Source organism: Alkalithermobacter paradoxus (assembly GCA_002029295.1).
GTDB lineage: Bacteria > Bacillota > Clostridia > Peptostreptococcales > Peptostreptococcaceae > Alkalithermobacter > Alkalithermobacter paradoxus.
This window is the reverse complement of sequence record MZGW01000002.1, coordinates 159,133-178,818: the sequence shown is the minus strand read 5'-3', so window position 1 is coordinate 178,818 and position 19,686 is coordinate 159,133. Positions and strand designations below refer to the sequence as shown.

Sequence of the window (19,686 nt, the reverse complement as noted above, 5' to 3'; positions counted from 1 at the left end):
TATACTTTATATTGTATAAAGTTTAAAGGTCTACTGAATTTCAGTAGACCTTTAGACTATTTCACTATAGATACTATATCTTTATCTCCAGCCTTAACTTCTTTACCAACTTCAACAGATATTTTTTCATTCTCTTTCAAGTTAGTAAATATTACAGGAGTTATTAAAGAAGGAACCTTTCCTTTTATTTTATCTATGTCTACATTAAGTATAGTTTGACCTACCTTAACCTTATCTCCTTCGCTTACTAAAGCTTCAAAACCTTCTCCTCCTAAATTAACTGTATCTATACCAAAGTGAATAAGTATTTCTTGTCCATCATCTGAAACTAATCCTATAGCATGCTTTGTATGAAATAAAGTAGCTACTGTACCATTAACAGGAGATACAACTTTGCCACAATTAGGCTCTATAGCAAATCCATCTCCCATTATTCTCTGAGAGAATACTTGATCTGGTACTTCCTCAATATTTAATAGTTTCCCACTTAGTGGAGATACAAAAGTCGTATCTTTAGATTCTACATTTACCTCCTTAACTTCGTTGTCAGCAGTCTTTTGCGTAAACGTTTGCTTTAAACTTTCTAATAATTTTCTCATGTGACTTCTCCTTTCTTTTAAACAAAATAAAAGCATGAGCAAAGCCTAGGATCTATAAATAGATATGCCCAAAATAAGCTTTACTCATGCCTGATCTAGTCAGTGACACGTAAAATTAAATTATCTCTAAAGACTTTATATATATTAACACAATTTGTCACATCATACAAGTATTTTAAAGCCTACACCTTCTGTTTAGGTGAGTAAGAAGTGTGTAGTAAATGATGAGACTTTTCACTTAATGGTTCCCATAAGAATTTTTGATATATTTCCTTTATATAAGGATTTTCATGAGATTTTCTTATAGGTTTATTTTTATCTTCTGTATATATAGCATCCGCACGTTTTTTTAGAATTTCTATATTTCCATGATGATAAGGCTGACCTCCTCCACCTATACAACCACCTGGACATGCCATAATTTCTATAGCATGAAGATTTCGTGGATTTCCACTTCTTATTTCTTCTAATAATTTACGTGCATTTCCAAGACCACTAGCTATGCCTATGTTTATATCCATATCATTTATTTTTATACTAGCACATCTTATTCCTTCAATCCCTCTCAGTTCTTCAAAATCTATTTTTTCTAACTTTTTACCTGTAAAAAGTTCATATACTGTTCTAGTAGCAGCTTCTATAACTCCTCCTGTAGCCCCAAATATAACTGCAGCTCCTGTAGATTCTCCAAGTGGTTTATCAAAGTCTTCTTCTTCAAGATCATTAAAGTCTATATTTGCAATTTTTATAAGATGTGCAAGTTCTCTTGTAGATATAGATATATCAACATCTGGATTTCCTTTTACTTTAAACTCCTCTCTAGATGCTTCAAATTTTTTTGCAAGACAAGGCATAACTGAGACTACAACCATTTTTTCTCTAGGTATGAATAATTTTTGTGCAAAATAGGATTTTGCTATTGATCCAAACATCTGCTGTGGAGACTTAGCTGAAGATGGTATATCTAATAAATCTGGGAACTGACTTTCAAGGAAATTTACCCATCCAGGACAACACGAAGTTAACATAGGAAGCTTTACACTTTCATCTCCTTCAATATACCTTTCCAGTCTATCTAAAAGTTCTGCACCTTCTTCCATTATGGTTAAGTCTGCTGCAAAGTCAGTATCAAATACATAATCAAATCCAAGTCTTCTAAGAGCTGCTACCATTTTTCCTGTAACCAAACTTCCAGCTTCAAGACCAAACTCTTCTCCAAGTGCCGCTCTTACTGCAGGAGCTGTTTGAACTACAACAACCTTGTTTTTATTTACCAACGCATCTACAACAGACCATATATTTTCTTTTTCAGTTAATGCACCAACAGGACATACAGCAACACATTGACCACAGTGAGTACATACAGAGTTTTCTAATTTTTCTTCAAATGCAGGAGATACAACAGCATTAAAGCCTCTATTTACTCCTGATAAAGCTCCTACAGTTTGAACACTATTGCACATAGTTTCACATCTTCTGCACATTACACACTTATCCATATCCCTTATTATAGATGTAGAGTAATCTTTTATATATGTCGACTTTTCACCATCGTAATAATGAACCTCTCTTATTCCAAATCTCTCTGCAAGATCTTGAAGTTCGCAATTTCCTGATTTAGGACATATTAAACAATCTTTAGGATGATCTGATAACATAAGTTCTAGAACTGTTTTTCTAGCATTCAATACTCTTAAAGTATTTGTTTTTACAATCATATTGTCATGTACAGGAGTTGCACAAGCTGGAGCTAAATTTCTTCTTCCCTCAACTTCCACAACACATATTCTACAAGATGCACATTTATTTACCATCTTTATATCGTGCAAATCAAGATGACAAAGTGTAGGTATGTCTATGCCAACTTTGTGCGATGCTTCAAGTATAGTACTACCTTCTTCTACACTTATTTTCTTTCCATCTATTGTAATATTTATCATATAATCCTCCTTACATTAATCTTTTTTAATAGCATAGAACTTACATTTATCCATACATGCACCACATTTAATACATTTAGTTTGTTCTATTACATGTGCTTGTTTAGGTCTTCCAACTATAGCACTAGTAGGACATACTCTTGAACATAGTGTACAACCGACACATTTAGATTTTATAATTCTGTATTTTAGTAGTGCATTACATTTTCCAGCAGTACATTTTCCATATTTCACGTGGTCTTCATATTCATCCCAAAATGTACTCAATGTTGAGAGTATAGGGTTAGGAGCAGTCTGCCCTAAACCACATAAAGCTGTATCTTTTATGACATCTGATAAAACTCTTAGCTGATCCAAATCTTCCATAGCAGCTCTTCCTGTAGTTACTTTTTCTAAAATTTCGTAGAGTCTTTTAGTTCCAATCCTACAAGGTGTGCACTTACCACAGGATTCATCTTCTATAAACTCTAAATAGAATTTTGCTACACTTGGCATACAGTCTTCTTCATCCATAACTATCATTCCACCTGATCCCATCATAGAGCCTCTTTGAATTAAATTCTCAAAGTCTATAGGGGTATCTAAGTCAATCTCAGTTAGACAACCTCCAGATGGTCCTCCTGTTTGAACTGCCTTAAATCTTTTATTATTGACTATTCCTCCACCTATATCAAATATAACTTCTCTAAGAGTTGTTCCCATAGGAACTTCTATAAGGCCAACATTATTTATTTTTCCAGCTAGAGCAAATACCTTTGTTCCTTTAGATCTTTCAGTACCTATTTTATTGAACCAATCTCCACCATTTAAAAGTATAGCTGGTATATTAGCGAAAGTTTCAACGTTATTCACATTTGTAGGTTTTCCCCATAATCCACTTTCAGCTGGAAATGGCGGCTTAGTTGTAGGCTCTCCTCTTTCACCTTCTATAGAATGTATTAAAGCAGTTTCCTCTCCACAAACAAATGCACCTGCTCCGTATTTGATATCAATATCAAAGTCAAATCCACTACCCATTATGTCTTTGCCTAAAAGCCCATACTCCCTAGCATCTTTTATTGCTTTTTGAAGTCTTTTTATAGCAAGTGGATATTCAGCTCTAATATATACCTTTCCTTCACTTGCTCCTATTGCATATCCACAAATAGCCATAGCTTCAACTATCGAATGAGGATCTCCCTCTAGTATTGATCTATCCATAAATGCACCTGGATCTCCTTCGTCAGCATTACAAATAACGTATTTTTGATCCGCTTTGTTTTTTCTTGCATATTCCCATTTAAGTCCTGTTGGGAACCCTCCACCTCCACGTCCACGAAGTCCTGATTTTTTAATCTCATCTATAACTCCATCATCACCCATTCTAAATAGAGCTTTCCCTAAAGCCTCATAACCATCTACAGCTATATATTCATCTATATTCTCAGGGTCTATAGATCCACAGTTTCTAAGAACTATTTTCATTTGCTTACTGTCTTTGTTTGATATAACTCCTTCGATTTCTTCTCCATTTTTTATGTAATTTTGTACTATATTTCTAGCACTATCTTCATCTACATACCCAAAAACAACATCTTCCTTTCCATTTATACTAACCTCAACAGTTGGCTCTGCATAACAATAACCCATGCAACCTGTTTTAATCACTATTACATTTTCTAAATTGTGCTTATCTATCTCATTGATTAAACTATCCATAATATTCTTTGCACCTGCTGCTATACTACAAGTTGCCATAGCTACCTTTATAATTGTCAAATCTCCCTTAGCATTTTTGGATCTTACTTCATTTTTTATATTTTTCAAATCATCAATAGACCTAACTTTGTTCATGTTCTCCCTCCAACTCATATAATTTTACTCATATTCTTTAAGAATCTTAGATACTTTCTCTGGTGTAACTCGTCCATAAACTTTCTCGCCTATCATAACTACAGGTGCAAGCCCACAAGCTCCAACACAACGAAGCACATTTATAGAGAACTTTCCATCATCAGTAACTTCACCAATAGTTATTCCTAACAATCTTTTGAATTCATCTAATACCTTCTCTGAGTCACGAACATAGCACGCTGTTCCCATACATATAGATATTGGATATTCTCCTTGAGGAGTCATAGTAAAAAATGAATAAAAACTCACTACTCCATAAACCTTAGAAGTATGTATATCTAGCTTTTTAGCAACAAACTGCTGAACTTCTCTAGGAAGATATCCAAAAATTTCTTGAGCTTTATGAAGTACAATTATTAACTCTGCTTTCTTATTTTCTAAAGAATCTATAAAATCTTCTAACTCCTTAAACTTACTTTCAATCAACTTGTTTTTGGACAATGCAAACTCCCTCATCCACTTACCCCCTCATTCATTTATGATTCATATATTAAATTAATATGTCTTATACTCGTAAATTATGGTATGACTAGATTTTATTTATTTATTAACAAAAATAGAGCCTTTGGACATCCAGAGACTCTATTTTATATAGATTTTATAATGTGTTTACACATAGTTTATTGTCAACACATAAACAAACTGTATTATATTTTACTTTCTTCCATTTTCCTTGCTTTTTCTAGTACCATATTTTCAAGATTCTCTTTATATTTTTCTAAATTATTATAAATACTTTCATTACTAGTTCCTATTATTTGAGCTGCTAGTATACCAGCATTCTTTGCACCATTTATAGCTACAGTTGCAACAGGTACTCCTGATGGCATCTGGACTATAGAATATAAAGAGTCTACTCCATCTAAACTTGTTGTTTTTACAGGAACTCCTATAACAGGAACATTTGTAAGCGAAGCAACCATCCCTGGAAGGTGTGCAGCTCCTCCTGCACCTGCTATTATAACTTTTATACCTCTTTGTCTAGCACCTTTAGCATAATCATACAGTCTATCTGGAGTTCTATGTGCTGAAACAATTGTCATTTCATAATCTACTTTAAGCTCGTCTAAAATTTGAGCAGCTTCTTTCATTACAGGTAAATCCGAATCACTTCCCATTATTATTCCTATTTTCATACAAATCCCCCTTATCTTGAAATAACTTTCATTAAGTTATATGCACTACTTACTTTTTTTCTTGCATCATCTAATGTATCAGATATAGCAGTTATATGCCCCATCTTTCTTTTAGGTTTTGTTTCAATCTTTCCATATATATGAAGACTAACACCTTCTATAGATAATGCATTATTAACTCCAACTACCATAGGTTTTCCTTTATATCCGTCCTCACCTAGAAGATTTCTCATAACTGTTGGCTTAACTAAAGTTACATCCCCAAGAGGTAGCCCTAGTATACTTCTTAAATGATTTTCAAATTGGGAAGTTACGCACCCTTCTATTGAGTAGTGTCCCGAGTTATGAGGTCTTGGTGCAACTTCATTAACAAAAACACTTCCATCTTCTGTTATAAACATTTCTATACAAAATATCCCAACATCATCAAATAAATTTAATATATCCTTAGAGATATTTATCGCTTTTTCATATTCATCTTTCGTTATATCAGCAGGAACAGATGTCTCAAATAATATACTATCTTTATGAATATTTTCTCCCACTGGATATATCTTTATATCCTTATTAATTCCCTTACAACATACAACAGAAACTTCTTTTGTATAAGGAATATATTTTTCTATATATAAAGGAATTTTCCCTTCACCAAGTTCTTTATAAGAACTATCTATTCCATCTTGATTTTTAATCAAACTATTTCCTTTTCCATCATATCCACCAAGTGCACTCTTTAGCATAGCAGGATATCCGAACTCTTCACAGGCTTTGACTATATCATTTGGAGATTTAACTTCTCTAAAATCTCCTACAGGGATATTGTTTTGTAAGAAGTATGTCTTTTGATTATATTTATTTTGAATTATATCAAGTGTCTTAGGACTTGGATATATCCTAACTCCCTCACCTTCTAAACTCTTAAGTATATCTGCACCTATATGTTCAAACTCGTAAGTTACAATATCAACTTTACTAGCTAAACTTCTTAAAGCATTCTCATTATAAAAACTTGCAACAATATGTTCATTAGCTATATTACTTGCAGGACATTTAGGATCAGGATCTAAAATCACAGTGTATACTCCCATCTTCAAAGCTTCAATTATAAGCATCTTCCCGAGCTGTCCACCACCTATTATCCCTACCTTTTTACTTAAGATATTATTCATAACATATCCCTCTCTTTATCGTAGTAAAATGTTTACGGCATTTTGTAGAAACTCCTAAACCATATCATTAGGACTATACAGATAACTCATATATTAAATATTAACATTTATAATAGTGCATAGTCAACTTTATTATGTTTTGAACTTTTTTAGTTCGGATTTGGCCGAACTTTAATTTATTTTTTTCTATTTTTGTATTGACTAATATTCTTTCATATATTATTATCTATATGTCAAACGACAAACCTCCATATAATTCGCGTAATAAGGATGCGAAGTTTCTACTAGGCGACCGTAAATTGCCTTACTATGGACTAAATATTTATTAGTCAAAGGGAGGATACATAATGGAACTAGTTAAGCAACAAATTAACACTTCTATTTTAGAAAGAACTTTCAAACTAAGCAGGCATAATACAGATGCCAAAACCGAAATACTAGCAGGTATAACAACATTTATGACAATGGCTTATATCCTGATAGTTAATCCTAGCATATTGTCTGCTACAGGTATGGACTTTGGAGCACTATTTACTGCAACTGCTTTATCTTCAGTTGTAGCTACACTTGTTATGGCGCTATATGCTAATCTTCCATTCGCTCTAGCACCAGCTATGGGACCTAATGCGTTTTTTGCTTTTACAGTAGTTTTAGGAATGGGTTATTCTTGGGAGATGGCTTTAACAGCAGTATTTTTAGAAGGTATAATATTTATAATTCTTTCTTTTTTTAACGTAAGAGAAGCTATAATAAACTCAATTCCTATAGGAATAAAAAAAGCAGTTTCTGCTGGTATAGGCTTATTTATCGCATTTTTGGGACTTTTCAATTCTGGAATAGTTGTAAGTGGAATGTTTCACGTTGGAGATGGAAAGTTAGATGGAATACCACTAACTATTGGACATATATCTTCTGGATCAGGCCTTTTAGCTGTAATAGGAATTATAATAACAGGATTTTTACTAGCGAAAAATGTTAAGGGAGCTTTACTTTTAGGTATATTAATTACAACAGTTTTGGGAATTCCTATGGGGGTTACTGCTCTTCCTGAAGGTTTAAAATTTATAAGTTCTCCTCCATCTTTAAGCCCTATAATGTTTAAATTTGAATGGTCAAATATATTTTCTATAGATATGCTTGTAATACTATTTACATTTTTATTCGTTGATATGTTTGATACTGTAGGAACTTTAGTTGGAGTTGCTACTAAGACTAATATGTTAGATAAAGATGGTAATATTCCAAATGCAAAACAAGCTTTATTTGCGGATGCGATAGGAACTACAATAGGAGCAATGTTAGGAACAAGTACAGTAACAACTTATGTTGAAAGTGCATCAGGAGTTGCAGATGGCGGTAGAACAGGACTTACTGCTTTGTCTACAGCTGTAATGTTTACAATAGCTTTATTTTTATCACCACTTTTCATAATGATTCCAGCTGCAGCTACTGCACCAGCATTAATATTAGTTGGACTATTTATGATTTCTCCTGTTAAGGAAATAGACTTTGATGACTTCACTGAGGCTATACCAGTATTTTTGACTATATTAATGATGCCTCTTACTTATAGTATAGCTGAAGGTATAGTGTTTGGTATGTTAAGCTATGTTATACTCAAGCTATTAACAAGAAGACAAAATGAAGTGTCTCCAGTTATGTATATAGTGTCTTTTATGTTCTTAATAAAAATAATACTTGGATAAAAAAGTCTTTCTTTGAAAGATTTTAAAGGTAGACTTTTTTGAAATTCATAACGGAAATTATAAATTATCCACAATTCAAAAAGTTTATAATTTTCTATTCATTATAAAAAAAGGGCAGATCTGTCTGCCCTTTTTTAACTATCTTCTGTTAAATCCTCTATTATTGCCTCTCTCAGCTTTTTTCTTATCTCTACACACTTTACATCTTGTTGGCTCGTTGTCAAATCCTTTTTGAGCAAAGAATTCTTGCTCTCCTGCAGTGAATACAAAATCCGTTCCACAATCTCTACATCCTATAGTCTTATCATTATACATCTTGATTCCTCCTAAGATTTTTAATTATATCGTAGACGTTATATTTAATTTACATTCAGCATTTGTGCATTATCTTCTTTAAGAGAACAAGAATGTATATTGAAATATAAATCTTATTCCTATTATAGACTAGTATAGGTAAATTGTAAAACATTTTTTGGTAGTGCATCCTCTAATATTTAACTGTATCAATATTATAGTTACTATTAAATTTATAACTTTATATTAGATTAATCCAGTATCTTTGGAAAACTTCTCCATTCTCTGTTCCTTCAGAATCTAAAATTCCACCATTATTTATTATTACTTTACTAGATCCAATATTATTTTTATCACAAGTTATTAAAACTTTTGATATACCTATAGTTTTACATATATTAAGTGCTAAGTATAACATTTGTGTAGCATATCCTTTTTTTCTTTCACTAGGCCTTATACCATACCCTATATGTCCACCCCTATAAAGCAATTTTTCATTGAGCCTATGCCTTATATCAATAGCACCTAGAATTTTGTTATTTTCATTTATTAACCAATAAGTTGAACATTCTACAAAACCATCTTTAAGTCCTATACCATTACTGTATCCATTTAATTTATCTATCATTGCATTAAAGTCAGTTGTATCAAGATTTAAACTCCAAGGAATAAATTCCTCTCCTGAGTCTTTCCATTCTGATATCATATCTAAAAATTCACTTTCAAAACTAGCATCAGGTTTTATTAACCTTATCATATGTATCCCCCCTTAAGATTTAAGTTATTTAACTTTCTACACAAAAGCGTTAAAAACCTTCTAGTATGGTACAAAATATCGTAATTTTTAATAGTATAAATATAAGATTTACTAAAATAACAGGAGGTGACACTTTGAGCTTTATAGTAGAAATAAAAGACCTTTCCATGAATTACTACACTTTAAGTGGAGAGCTTGAAGTTCTAAAAGATATAAACTTAACTGTAAAAAAAGGTGAAATTCTAGCACTTGTGGGCCCTTCTGGTTGTGGAAAGTCCACAATTATGAACATATTATCAGGGCTTTTAAAACCTACTAAAGGTCAAGTTCATATGAATGGTAAAATAGGATATATGTTTCAAAGAGATTGCCTTTTAGAATGGAGAACGATAATAGACAACATAAAAATCGGTCTTGAAATACAAAAAAAACTAACTAATGAATCAGTAGAAAAGATAGAGCATTTACTAAAAACATATGGACTTTGGGAATTTAAAAATAGCTATCCTCGACAGCTATCAGGTGGAATGAGACAAAGAGTTGCACTTATTAGAACACTTGCAGTTGATCCTGACATACTTCTTTTAGACGAACCTTTTTCTGCTCTTGATTATCAAACAAGGCTTTTAGTTTGTGATGATATAACTAAGATAATAAGAAGAGAAAACAAAACTACTATAATTGTAACTCATGATATATCAGAAGCTATATCTATGGGTGATAAAATAGCTGTTTTGTCTAAAAGACCTGCTACTATAAAAAGTATTCATGATGTGATTTTGAGCGTAGATACAGTTAAGACTCCTATGACTGCTAGGGAAGCTCCAGAGTTTAAGAATTATTTCAATACGATATGGAAGGAGCTGGAGATAGATGACAAAACTAGATCACTCTAATGAATATAATGAGTATTTAGCTTCTATAAAATCTAGAAAAATAAAGATTAATGTATACAGAGCTATTTTCTTGATTTTATTCCTTATAATCTGGGAAGTTGGAGCTAATTTAAAGATAATTGATCAGTTTCTCTTTAGCAAACCTTCTTCTATATTAACCTTAATGATAAGATTTTTTGCTAGTGGGGAGATATTTAAGCACATAGGCATATCTTTCTATGAAACTGTTATGGGATTTACTCTAGGAACTTTAGGCGGGATAATAATAGCTGTTATTCTTTGGTGGAATGATCTCCTAGCAGAAATTCTAGATCCTTTCCTTGTTGTACTAAATGCACTTCCTAAGACAGCCCTTGCTCCTATAATAATAGTATGGGCAGGAGCTGGTGTTAATGGAATTATAGTAATAGCTATAACTATATCCATTATAGTAACTGTACTATCTGCATACAATTATTTTAAGAATGTTGATGAGGAAAAAATAAAGATGCTAAAAAGCTTTGGAGCAACTAAATATCAGATATTAGTTAAATTAATACTACCTTCTAATGTAGGTAATATAATCAACATAGTTAAGATTAATATAGGACTTTCTTGGGTTGGTGTAATAGTTGGAGAATTTTTAGTTTCTAGATACGGTATAGGATACTTAATAGTTTATGGAGGTCAAGTTTTTAAACTAGATCTTGTTATGATGGGAGTTATAATTCTTGCTGTATGTGCACTGCTTATGTATCAAGTTATAAATATTATAGAAAAGAAAATTCAAAAATATTAAAGGATGCGACTTCGCATCCTTTAATTAATTTAGAAATTATGTTTTTTTCTACCTATAACTCCAGTAATCATAGCTCCTACTAAAGCAGGAACTATCCAGGAAAAACCTTGACTTGATAAAGGAAGTCTTCCTATCACATCTAGAATACTGTATACTTCAACTCCAGCAGCTGATAATGCTTCAAATATACTTATACATACAGCTCCTATTACAGCTCCTGAGTACACTCCTTTATTTGGTATATACTTATCAAATAAGTTCATTAATATTAATATTATTACAACAGGATAAACCGTTACCAATAAAGGTATCGCAAGCCCTACAATTTTTTCTACTCCAAAATTAGACATTATAGTACTGAATATTATTATAGTAGTAACTATTGATTTATAGCTTAATTTTCCGTTCGTTAAATTATTAAAAAATTCTCCACAAGTAGCAGTAAGTCCTATTGATGTTGTAAGGCAAGCTAATGATACTGCAATTCCTATAGCTACCTTTCCTATATTTCCTAGTATAGCACTAGTTATTTGCATAGTTAAATCTGTCTTTGGAATGCTAGGATCAAATATTGTACTTCCAGTAGCTCCTAAGTACATAAGTCCACCGTATACGAATGTAAGTCCTAAAGCTGCAACTACAGCAGACATTATGGCAAGTTTTACTTGCTCATCTTTCTTAGTATATCCTTTAGATACTAGTGTTTTTATTATAATTCCGCCTATAACTATAGACCCTAGTGCATCCATAGTTTGATATCCTTCAGTAAACCCTCTTGAAAATGAGTTTTCTAAGCCTGTATTTGCAAGAACTCCAATAGGATCTGTTACTCCTTTAAAAATAATTATAGCTAAAATCACTAATAGTGTTGGAGTTAAGAACTTACCTATTGTATCTATAACTGAAGAAGGCTTTATAACTAAAGCAAAAGTTATCGCAAAATATATTATAGATGAAATCACAGGGCTTACACTTGGGAATATAGGCCTTACACCCATCTCAAATGTAGTAGCTGCAGTTCTTGGTATAGCTAAAAGCGGTCCTAATGCGAGCATTATAACAGTACCTAAGACTTTGCTAAAAGTTGGACTAACTTTATCAGCTAAATCACCTAAGCTTCCACCTGCCTTAGATACTGCAACTATTCCAAGTAGTGGCATACCTATACCAGTTAATAAAAACCCTAAAAATGAAATTAACCAACTATCACCACTTACAAGTCCTAAAGATGGAGGAAATATCAAGTTACCTGCTCCGAAGAACATTGCAAATAAAGCAAATCCTATGATTACTACATCACTGAAAACTTTTCTCATACCATATCACCTCCGGTTATTATAAACCTATCCTTAATCTGATTTTAAACCCTAGAGAAAATTTTATCAATAGATTTGGTAATATCCGGAATATATTAAACTATATGAATAGATAAATTATTCACAAAATTTACATAGCAAATTCTTGTATAGTTTTTTTGAAAGATGTTTTGCTACTGTTATGACATACTATAACTGGTATACTTCTCTTTTTAGCTTCTTTAGATACACTAGTTGCTATTTTATGAGATATTGTATCTGTAAATATCAATACACCATCACTTTTTCCTACAGACTTGTCTATATCATTTCTCCCGTAAGTATACACCTTAGCTTTTAGACCCATCTTTTTAGCTTCATCTATGTAAATTCTTTCCATTCTATCGTGTCCACCAAATATAACTATACTCATTTTAAATCCCCCTCCAAAATGATATTGATAATTATTATTAATTAAATTCTATATCAATTTGATAACATTGTCAATATTTTTTTAATATATTAATAAAAGGGGGTGATTTTATGAAAATAGGATTAGCTCTTTCGGGAGGTGGAGTGAGAGGAGCTGCTCATATAGGTATACTCAAAGTATTAGAAAGTCATGGAATAAAACCAGATATTATATCTGGAACGAGTAGCGGTAGTATAGTTGCATCTTTATATGCACTAGGTTATTCCTTAAATGAAATAGAAAAATCAACATATTTATTTGATAACTTTGTTGATATTGATTATTTTGGCATAATCAAATCCATTATCTTTTTTAAGAAAAGTAAAATCACCGGAATATTAAATGGAGATAAATTAGAAGATAGTTTAAGAGTTTTATTTTCAGATAAAAAAATGTACGATACTGAAATTCCTCTAGCTATTACTTCAGTAGATATAAATAGTTGTAAAAAAATAGTATTTTGTTCTAAACAAAATTTTGATCTTTCCCTTAATTACGATGTTGTTACAGATATAGATATTGCTAGTGCTGTTAGAGCTAGTTGCTCTATACCTTTGATATTTAAACCAAAGATGGTAAATTTAAATAATGATATGATTAGACTCGTTGATGGTGGTGTCTTGGATAATCTTCCTTTAGAAAGTCTTATACACATGGGAGCCGACAAGGTAATTGGAATAAATCTTGGATACAATGGAATGCTTAGAGAAGATGTTGATAACGGTTTTGAAATTTTAACTCAATCTTTAGATATCATGATGTATGAAATAACTAAGCTAAAGATAGAGAAGTATTCTGATATTTCTTATGTTATGAATCCTCAAATATGGGATGTTGGACTTTTAGATAAAGGTAGAATAGATGAGTGTATATATAGAGGAGAACTCGCAGGAAAAAAACACATAAATAATATAATTAATTTTTTAAAAAAGTAGTAAGGATATCCTTACTACTTTTTCAGTCTTTCTTCTAATTCTTTCTTTTCTTTTTCATATCCTGGCTTTCCAAGTAAAGCAAACATATTTCTCTTATAATCTTCTACACCCGGTTGATCGAATGGATTAACACCTAACATATATCCACTTATAGCACATGCCTTTTCAAAGAAATATATTAAATACCCAAAGTAATATTCATTAAGATGCGGAATATTTATTATTAAATTAGGTACATTTCCATCTGTATGTGCAAGTAGTGTACCTTCGAACGCCTTTTGATTTACGAAATCAACTGTTTTTGAAGCTAAGTAATTCAGACCATCTAAATCTTCTTTTTCTTCTTTTATAGTTATATTTCTTCTAGAATTTTGAACATTTAATACTGTTTCAAACAGATCTCTTCTTCCATCTTGTATATACTGACCCATTGAGTGTAAATCTGTAGAAAAATCTACTGATGCAGGGAATATTCCCTTTTGATCTTTTCCTTCACTTTCTCCATAAAGTTGTTTCCACCACTCAGCTATGTAGTGAAGTGCTGGTTCATAATTAACCATAAGCTCTATATTCTTGCCTTTTCTGTGAAGTGCATTTCTAACTGCAGCATATTGATAGCAGTAATTATTCTTTAAATCACAATTAGAGTACTCATGTAAAGCATCACTTGCACCTTTCATAATTTCATCTATATTAGCTCCTGAAACTGCTATTGGAAGTAATCCTACAGCAGTTAAAACAGAGAATCTTCCACCTACATCATCTGGAATTACAAATGTTTCATATCCTTCACTATCTGCAAGTTTTTTTAATGCTCCTCTTTCTTTATCTGTAGTTGCAAATATTCTATTTTTAGCTTCTTCTTTTCCATATTTGTTTTCTATGTACTCTTTGAATATCCTAAATGCTATTGCCGGCTCTGTTGTAGTTCCTGATTTAGATATTACATTTATGCATACATCTTTATCTTTTATAATATCTAATAAGTCCATCATGTATGTTGAACTTATATTGTGTCCTACAAAGTATATTTCAGGCCCTTTTCTATCTTCTTTGCAAAGATTATTTCTGAATGTATGACCAAGCATTTCTATAGCAGCTCTTGCTCCTAAATAAGACCCTCCTATACCTATTACAAGTAATACATCACAAGTATCTTTTATCTTCTGTGCTGCTTTTTTTATTCTATCAAATTCTTCTTTATCATAATTTATAGGTAGGTCAACCCATCCTACAAAATCATTTCCTGGACCATTTTTTTCATGAAGCATATTGTGTGCTTCTTTTATGAAAGGATTTAAGTATTCTACTTCATGCTCTTTTATGAACTTACTTGCTTTTGAATAATCGAAAGTCAATTTCTCCATTTTGATTTCCTCCTACTTTATTTTCACTTCATACAAATCTGATCTTCTATGTTTTAATAAAGGAAGTTCTTCCCTCACCTTACTAATATAATCCAAATTTATCTCGCTGTAAAGTATCCCCTCTTTTTCATCTAAACTATCTACTATATTTCCAAGTGGATCAGATACTTTACTATGTCCATATATCACATATTTTTCATCATAGTTTCTAGCTGGACTTACAGCAGCAATATATACCTGATTATCTACCGCCCTAGCTTTTACTAATAGATCCCAATGCATAGGACCTGTAACAATATTAAATGCCGCAGGAACTACTATAAGTTTTGCCCCTTTTTGCTCCATTATTCTAAAAACCTCTGGAAATCTGATATCATAGCATATACTAAGCCCTATTTTACAATACTCTGTATCAAATACAGTTATATCTTGTCCATAAGAAAATATATCAGACTCTTTAACAAAAACTTTTCCCTTTATATCTACGTCATATAGATGTATTTTTCTATGCTTTGCTATAACATTTCCTTCTTTATCAAATACAAACGATGTGTTGTAGTATTTATCATTTTCTTTTTCAGGTATGGATCCTGCAATTACATATACTTTGTTTTCTTTAGCTACCTTAGATATTATTTTTAATGTTTTACTATTTTTCTCTTCTTCCGCATATTCTTTGAAAGTTTCCTTTCTATAAGGACAATTAAACATTTCTCCAAGACATATCAACTTTGCACCATTTTTTGCCGCTTCTTTTATGTACTTTATTCCTTTTTCTATATTTTTTTCTTTATCATTTTCTACTTTGATTTGACAAAGTGCTATCTTAAATACTCTCTCCATTATTATCACCCCTTATATAAAAAGAGATAGCCTAGGCTATCTCTTTATTTTATTCATGCTTGCTTGCATCTATAACTGCTCTTGCTATATTTGATGCATGATCTGCTATTCTTTCCATATTACTTATTAAATCCAAGAATATTATACCTGATTCCGCATTACAAGAACTTGTATTTAATCTGTGTATATGATTAGTTCTGCAAGTTTTTTCCATTATATCAACTTGTTCTTCCATTTTTATTACATTAAATGCTAAATCCATATTTCCTGTTTTCATACATTCAAGTGAATATTTATAAGTATCTAACACTTTAGTGTACATTTTTCTAAGGTCATCTATAGCTTCGTTAGAGAATGGTAAGTCTTTTTCTATAGCTACCATAGCTAATTCTGCTATATTGTCAGCATGATCTCCTACTCTCTCTATATCATTAACCGTGTGAAATAATCCATTTACTATTTCTCTATTTCTGTGAGACATAGCCGTGTTAGAAAGCTTTATCATATAATCAACTATACTTTTTTCTAGTTCGTTTACCTTTCTTTCTTTCTCAAATGTTTCTTTTGCCTTTTCTTCTGATTTGCTAAAGAATCCATCCATTGCACTTTCAAACGAGCCTTTTGCTAATTTACCCATACGAAGACATTCTCTTATTCCATTTTCAAGAGCTATAGAAGGTGTTTGCAGTATTCTATCGTCAAGATATTTTGTAGTTTTATTAGCTTCTTTTTCATCTTCTCTCTCTGGAATTAATATCATAACAGTTTTTACTAGTAAAGCAGCAAACGGGAATTGAATTATAACATTTATAACATTAAATAGCGTATGTGTATTTGCTATTTGTCTTACTACATCATTTGGACTTAATGATACAACTAAAGTCCTTATAGGAATAACTAATATAGTTGCAAACAATACTGTTCCTACGATATTAAATATTAAGTGAAGCATAGCTGCTCTTTTTGCATTCTTACTTGCTCCTATACTAGATATTAAAGCAGTAACACATGTTCCTATATTCTGTCCGTATAAAATAGGTAGTGCGGATGCTAAAGGAATTAATCCTTGCGATGCTAATGCTAAAAGTATACCCATAGAAGCTGTACTACTTTGAACCATAACAGTTAGTGCAAATCCCATAAGTATTCCAAGCATTGGGTTGTGAGCAAAACTTACTAATAAATCTTTAAATGCTTGTACATCTCTTAAAGGTCTAACTGCCTTACTTAAATAACCCATACCAATAAATAATATACCAAATCCTATTAATACTTCAGCTATTTGTTTAGTTTTTGGCTTATTACTAAATAAATAAAGCATCATACCTACTCCAACTACAATTGGTGCTATATCTTCAAGCTTAAAAGCAACAAGCTGAGCTGTTATAGTTGTACCTACATTCGCTCCCATTATAAGTCCTACTGCTTGAGTTAGATTCATTATACCAGCATTTACAAATCCAACAACCATAACTGTAGTTGCACTACTACTTTGAACTATAGCTGTAACAAAAGCTCCAACTAAAACTCCTGTCAAAGTATTTTTTGTCAAAAGCTCAATTATCTTTTTTAGTTTACTTCCTGCGGCTTTTTGAAGACCATCTGCCATTAAATTCATTCCATAAAGGAATAGTCCAAGGCCTCCTAGTATTCCTAATCCTATTTCCAAAGCCATAAGTATCCTCCTCAAAATTGATATTTTATAATTGCGTGCTGTCTAATTTTATCAGAAAATGGCTCAAGAAATGTTAAGTTATTGTTAAAAATATTAATTAAAAGTAAATTTGGTTAAGAATACGTTAACATTGGGTTAAATTGGTATAAAAAAGTCTTTCTTTGAAAGATTTTAAAAGTAGACTTTTTTGAAATTCATAACGGAAATTATAAATTATCCACAATTCAAAAGTTTATAATTTCCTATTCATTATAAAAAAAGATAGCTAATCAAGCTATCTTTTGCTGTCTATGACTGTTCTTGCTATATTAGATGCATGATCTGCTATTCTCTCCATATTGCTTATCAAATCTAGAAATACTATACCAGACTCAGGATGGCAGGATTTTGTGTTTAGTCTGTATATGTGATTTTTTCTACATAATCTTTCTAGTATATCTATTTTTTCTTCTAATTTCATTATTTCAAGTGATAATCTAACATCTCTTTGCTTCATAGCTTTTATGGATAGTTCATATACATCTAATACCCTTGTATACATATTATTAAGATCTTTTATGGCTTCTTCTGAGAACGCAAGGTGTTTGTCTATTGCTACCACTGCAAGTTCAGCTATATTTTCTGAGTGATCTCCTATTCTCTCTACGTCATTTACTATATTAAACAATCCATCCATAGTTTCTCTACTTTCTGAGCACATCGATGCATTAGAAAGCTTTATCATATAGCTTATTATATTCTTTTCAAATTCATTTATAATTTTTTCCTTTTCAAATACTTTTAGTACTTCGTCTTTTGATCTACTCAAAAATCCATTCATAGCACATTGAAATGAATCCTTTGCAATTTCTGCCATATAAAGAGTTTCTTTCACAGCACTTTCAAGTGCTATTGTAGGAGTTTTTAGCATTCTATCATCAAGATATCTACTAATCTTAGTATACTCATTTTCATCATTTTCATCTTTTATTATCACTTTAGACAACTTTATTAGTTGTGCAGAAAATGGAATAATAAGTATTGTACTTGTTATATTAAAAAGAGTATGTGCATTGGCTATTTGCCTTGATATATCATTTGGATTTATATATACAATCAAACTTTCCATAGGCCTATATAGAATTGTTGTAAATAAAATAGTTCCCACTAAATTAAATAAAATGTGTAAACTAGCGGCTCTTTTAGCATCTTTATTTGCACCTATACTAGAGATTAATGCAGTTGTACAAGTGCCTATATTTTCTCCATACAGTATGGGAAGTGCTGATACTAAAGGAATTAATCCTTGTGATGCCAATGCTATTAATAGTCCTATAGCAGCTGTACTGCTTTGAAGTATTATAGATAAAGCAATTCCTATAAGTATTCCCAGAACTGGATTATGCCCAAAGCTTATTAATATATTTCTAAATGTTTCAAAGTTTTCAAGTGGCTTTACAGCACTTCTTAAAAAATCCATACCTAAAAATAATATTCCAAGCCCTATAAGTGCTTCCCCTAATTGCTTTGTTCTTTCCTTGTTACTAGACAGATGTAAAACCATACCTATTCCAATTAGTATTGGTACTATATCTTCAAAACTAAATGAAATCATTTGTGCTGTTAAAGTTGTCCCTATATTTGCTCCCATTATAAGCCCTAAAGATTGTGTAAGCTTTAGTATTCCAGCATTAACAAACCCAACTAGCATAACAGTTGTTATGCTACTGCTTTGAACTATGCCTGTAACAAATATTCCAAGCAAAACTCCTAAAAATTTATTGTCCGTTAAAATTCCAGCTATTTTCTTTATTTTATCTCCAGTTACTTTCTGAAGAGCAGTTCCCATTAGATGTATACCATATAAAAATAAACCTAATCCTCCTATTATTCCAAACAAAACATTTATTCCCATTCCATTCCCCCTTTGTATTGCTATCTCTAAATTTTAT

The 19,686-nt window shown here is 31.5% G+C and carries 18 protein-coding genes and 2 riboswitches; of the genes, 4 read left to right on the top strand and 14 right to left on the bottom strand.

The window, feature by feature from the left end; genetic code table 11:
- Positions 1-56 precede the first annotated feature (56 nt).
- The 6 genes from CLOTH_RS03835 to CLOTH_RS03810 form a co-directional block, all read right to left on the bottom strand.
- Positions 57-599 carry a PTS sugar transporter subunit IIA gene (locus CLOTH_RS03835; RefSeq protein ID WP_331721993.1) on the bottom strand — a complete coding sequence of 181 codons (543 nt, stop codon included), beginning with the start codon at positions 597-599 and terminating at the stop codon, positions 57-59.
- Positions 600-781: 182 nt separating this feature from the next.
- On the bottom strand, positions 782-2,539 hold the full coding sequence (locus CLOTH_RS03830; protein WP_079411395.1) for an NADH-dependent [FeFe] hydrogenase, group A6: 1,758 nt from the start codon (positions 2,537-2,539) through the stop codon (positions 782-784).
- 15 nt (positions 2,540-2,554) lie between these two features.
- Positions 2,555-4,372: an NADH-quinone oxidoreductase subunit NuoF gene (locus tag CLOTH_RS03825; RefSeq protein ID WP_079411393.1), complete on the bottom strand. Its 1,818-nt coding sequence runs from the start codon at positions 4,370-4,372 to the stop codon at positions 2,555-2,557.
- Positions 4,373-4,396: 24 nt separating this feature from the next.
- On the bottom strand, positions 4,397-4,888 hold the full coding sequence (locus CLOTH_RS03820) for an NADH-quinone oxidoreductase subunit NuoE family protein (RefSeq protein WP_079411392.1): 492 nt from the start codon (positions 4,886-4,888) through the stop codon (positions 4,397-4,399).
- Positions 4,889-5,079: 191 nt separating this feature from the next.
- A complete protein-coding gene (purE, locus tag CLOTH_RS03815; RefSeq protein ID WP_079411390.1) occupies positions 5,080-5,568 on the bottom strand; it encodes a 5-(carboxyamino)imidazole ribonucleotide mutase in 489 nt (162 codons plus the stop codon).
- Positions 5,569-5,579: 11 nt separating this feature from the next.
- Positions 5,580-6,737 (bottom strand): 5-(carboxyamino)imidazole ribonucleotide synthase, encoded by a 1,158-nt coding sequence (locus tag CLOTH_RS03810; protein ID WP_079411388.1) that lies wholly within the window; start codon positions 6,735-6,737, stop codon positions 5,580-5,582.
- A gap of 1 nt (position 6,738) precedes the next feature.
- Positions 6,739-6,839, bottom strand: a riboswitch (purine riboswitch).
- 126 nt (positions 6,840-6,965) lie between these two features.
- A riboswitch (purine riboswitch) is annotated at positions 6,966-7,067 on the top strand.
- Between the two features lie 17 nt (positions 7,068-7,084).
- On the opposite strand from CLOTH_RS03810, the gene CLOTH_RS03805 reads away from it, so the two are divergent.
- The gene (locus CLOTH_RS03805; RefSeq protein WP_079411383.1) at positions 7,085-8,443 is read left to right on the top strand and encodes an NCS2 family permease; all 1,359 of its coding nucleotides are present in this window, start codon (positions 7,085-7,087) and stop codon (positions 8,441-8,443) included.
- Positions 8,444-8,581: 138 nt separating this feature from the next.
- On the opposite strand, the gene CLOTH_RS03800 is transcribed toward CLOTH_RS03805, so the two are convergent.
- On the bottom strand, positions 8,582-8,758 hold the full coding sequence (locus CLOTH_RS03800) for a zinc-ribbon domain-containing protein (RefSeq protein WP_079411381.1): 177 nt from the start codon (positions 8,756-8,758) through the stop codon (positions 8,582-8,584).
- Positions 8,759-8,978: 220 nt separating this feature from the next.
- Entirely contained in the window at positions 8,979-9,494 is a 516-nt protein-coding gene (locus CLOTH_RS03795) for a GNAT family N-acetyltransferase (RefSeq protein ID WP_079411380.1), read from the bottom strand.
- 134 nt (positions 9,495-9,628) lie between these two features.
- On the opposite strand from CLOTH_RS03795, the gene CLOTH_RS03790 reads away from it, so the two are divergent.
- Entirely contained in the window at positions 9,629-10,390 is a 762-nt protein-coding gene (locus CLOTH_RS03790) for an ABC transporter ATP-binding protein (protein WP_079411378.1), read from the top strand.
- Positions 10,368-11,168: an ABC transporter permease gene (locus tag CLOTH_RS03785; protein ID WP_079411376.1), complete on the top strand. Its 801-nt coding sequence runs from the start codon at positions 10,368-10,370 to the stop codon at positions 11,166-11,168. The genes CLOTH_RS03790 and CLOTH_RS03785 overlap by 23 nt, the downstream gene beginning before the upstream one ends.
- A 29-nt stretch (positions 11,169-11,197) precedes the next feature.
- Here CLOTH_RS03785 and brnQ read toward each other — a convergent pair whose 3' ends face one another.
- Both brnQ and CLOTH_RS03775 read right to left on the bottom strand, forming a co-directional pair.
- Positions 11,198-12,484 carry a branched-chain amino acid transport system II carrier protein gene (gene brnQ, locus CLOTH_RS03780; protein ID WP_079411374.1) on the bottom strand — a complete coding sequence of 429 codons (1,287 nt, stop codon included), beginning with the start codon at positions 12,482-12,484 and terminating at the stop codon, positions 11,198-11,200.
- Between the two features lie 130 nt (positions 12,485-12,614).
- Positions 12,615-12,896 (bottom strand): DUF2325 domain-containing protein, encoded by a 282-nt coding sequence (locus tag CLOTH_RS03775; RefSeq protein WP_079411373.1) that lies wholly within the window; start codon positions 12,894-12,896, stop codon positions 12,615-12,617.
- A gap of 110 nt (positions 12,897-13,006) precedes the next feature.
- Here CLOTH_RS03775 and CLOTH_RS03770 point away from each other — a divergent pair, with 110 nt between their 5' ends.
- The gene (locus CLOTH_RS03770) at positions 13,007-13,870 is read left to right on the top strand and encodes a patatin-like phospholipase family protein (protein ID WP_079411371.1); all 864 of its coding nucleotides are present in this window, start codon (positions 13,007-13,009) and stop codon (positions 13,868-13,870) included.
- A gap of 14 nt (positions 13,871-13,884) precedes the next feature.
- Here the strand turns inward: CLOTH_RS03770 and CLOTH_RS03765 are convergent, their stop codons facing one another.
- From CLOTH_RS03765 to CLOTH_RS03750, 4 genes are all read right to left on the bottom strand, one after another.
- Complete coding sequence (locus CLOTH_RS03765; RefSeq protein ID WP_079411369.1) at positions 13,885-15,237, bottom strand: glucose-6-phosphate isomerase; 1,353 nt, start codon at positions 15,235-15,237, stop codon at positions 13,885-13,887.
- A 12-nt stretch (positions 15,238-15,249) separates the two neighbouring features.
- Positions 15,250-16,080, bottom strand: a complete 831-nt coding sequence (locus CLOTH_RS03760) for a carbon-nitrogen hydrolase family protein (RefSeq protein ID WP_079411367.1) — start codon at positions 16,078-16,080, stop codon at positions 15,250-15,252.
- Positions 16,081-16,129: 49 nt separating this feature from the next.
- Entirely contained in the window at positions 16,130-17,755 is a 1,626-nt protein-coding gene (locus CLOTH_RS03755) for a Na/Pi cotransporter family protein (protein WP_079411365.1), read from the bottom strand.
- A 274-nt stretch (positions 17,756-18,029) separates the two neighbouring features.
- Positions 18,030-19,649, bottom strand: coding sequence for a Na/Pi cotransporter family protein (locus tag CLOTH_RS03750; protein ID WP_331721992.1), 1,620 nt, complete (start codon positions 19,647-19,649; stop codon positions 18,030-18,032).
- Positions 19,650-19,686: the final 37 nt, after the last annotated feature.

Coding starts and splice junctions, on each gene's coding strand:
- CLOTH_RS03825 (WP_079411393.1), bottom strand. CDS start 4,372: ATGAACAAAGTTAGGTCTATTGATGATTTGAAAAATATAAAAAATGAA.
- CLOTH_RS03770 (WP_079411371.1), top strand. CDS start 13,007: ATGAAAATAGGATTAGCTCTTTCGGGAGGTGGAGTGAGAGGAGCTGCT.
- brnQ (WP_079411374.1), bottom strand. CDS start 12,484: ATGAGAAAAGTTTTCAGTGATGTAGTAATCATAGGATTTGCTTTATTT.
- CLOTH_RS03755 (WP_079411365.1), bottom strand. CDS start 17,755: ATGGCTTTGGAAATAGGATTAGGAATACTAGGAGGCCTTGGACTATTC.
- CLOTH_RS03805 (WP_079411383.1), top strand. CDS start 7,085: ATGGAACTAGTTAAGCAACAAATTAACACTTCTATTTTAGAAAGAACT.
- CLOTH_RS03795 (WP_079411380.1), bottom strand. CDS start 9,494: ATGATAAGGTTAATAAAACCTGATGCTAGTTTTGAAAGTGAATTTTTA.
- CLOTH_RS03830 (WP_079411395.1), bottom strand. CDS start 2,539: ATGATAAATATTACAATAGATGGAAAGAAAATAAGTGTAGAAGAAGGT.
- CLOTH_RS03760 (WP_079411367.1), bottom strand. CDS start 16,080: ATGGAGAGAGTATTTAAGATAGCACTTTGTCAAATCAAAGTAGAAAAT.
- CLOTH_RS03785 (WP_079411376.1), top strand. CDS start 10,368: ATGACAAAACTAGATCACTCTAATGAATATAATGAGTATTTAGCTTCT.
- CLOTH_RS03775 (WP_079411373.1), bottom strand. CDS start 12,896: ATGAGTATAGTTATATTTGGTGGACACGATAGAATGGAAAGAATTTAC.
- CLOTH_RS03820 (WP_079411392.1), bottom strand. CDS start 4,888: ATGAGGGAGTTTGCATTGTCCAAAAACAAGTTGATTGAAAGTAAGTTT.
- purE (WP_079411390.1), bottom strand. CDS start 5,568: ATGAAAATAGGAATAATAATGGGAAGTGATTCGGATTTACCTGTAATG.
- CLOTH_RS03835 (WP_331721993.1), bottom strand. CDS start 599: ATGAGAAAATTATTAGAAAGTTTAAAGCAAACGTTTACGCAAAAGACT.
- CLOTH_RS03765 (WP_079411369.1), bottom strand. CDS start 15,237: ATGGAGAAATTGACTTTCGATTATTCAAAAGCAAGTAAGTTCATAAAA.
- CLOTH_RS03750 (WP_331721992.1), bottom strand. CDS start 19,649: ATGGGAATAAATGTTTTGTTTGGAATAATAGGAGGATTAGGTTTATTT.
- CLOTH_RS03810 (WP_079411388.1), bottom strand. CDS start 6,737: ATGAATAATATCTTAAGTAAAAAGGTAGGGATAATAGGTGGTGGACAG.
- CLOTH_RS03800 (WP_079411381.1), bottom strand. CDS start 8,758: ATGTATAATGATAAGACTATAGGATGTAGAGATTGTGGAACGGATTTT.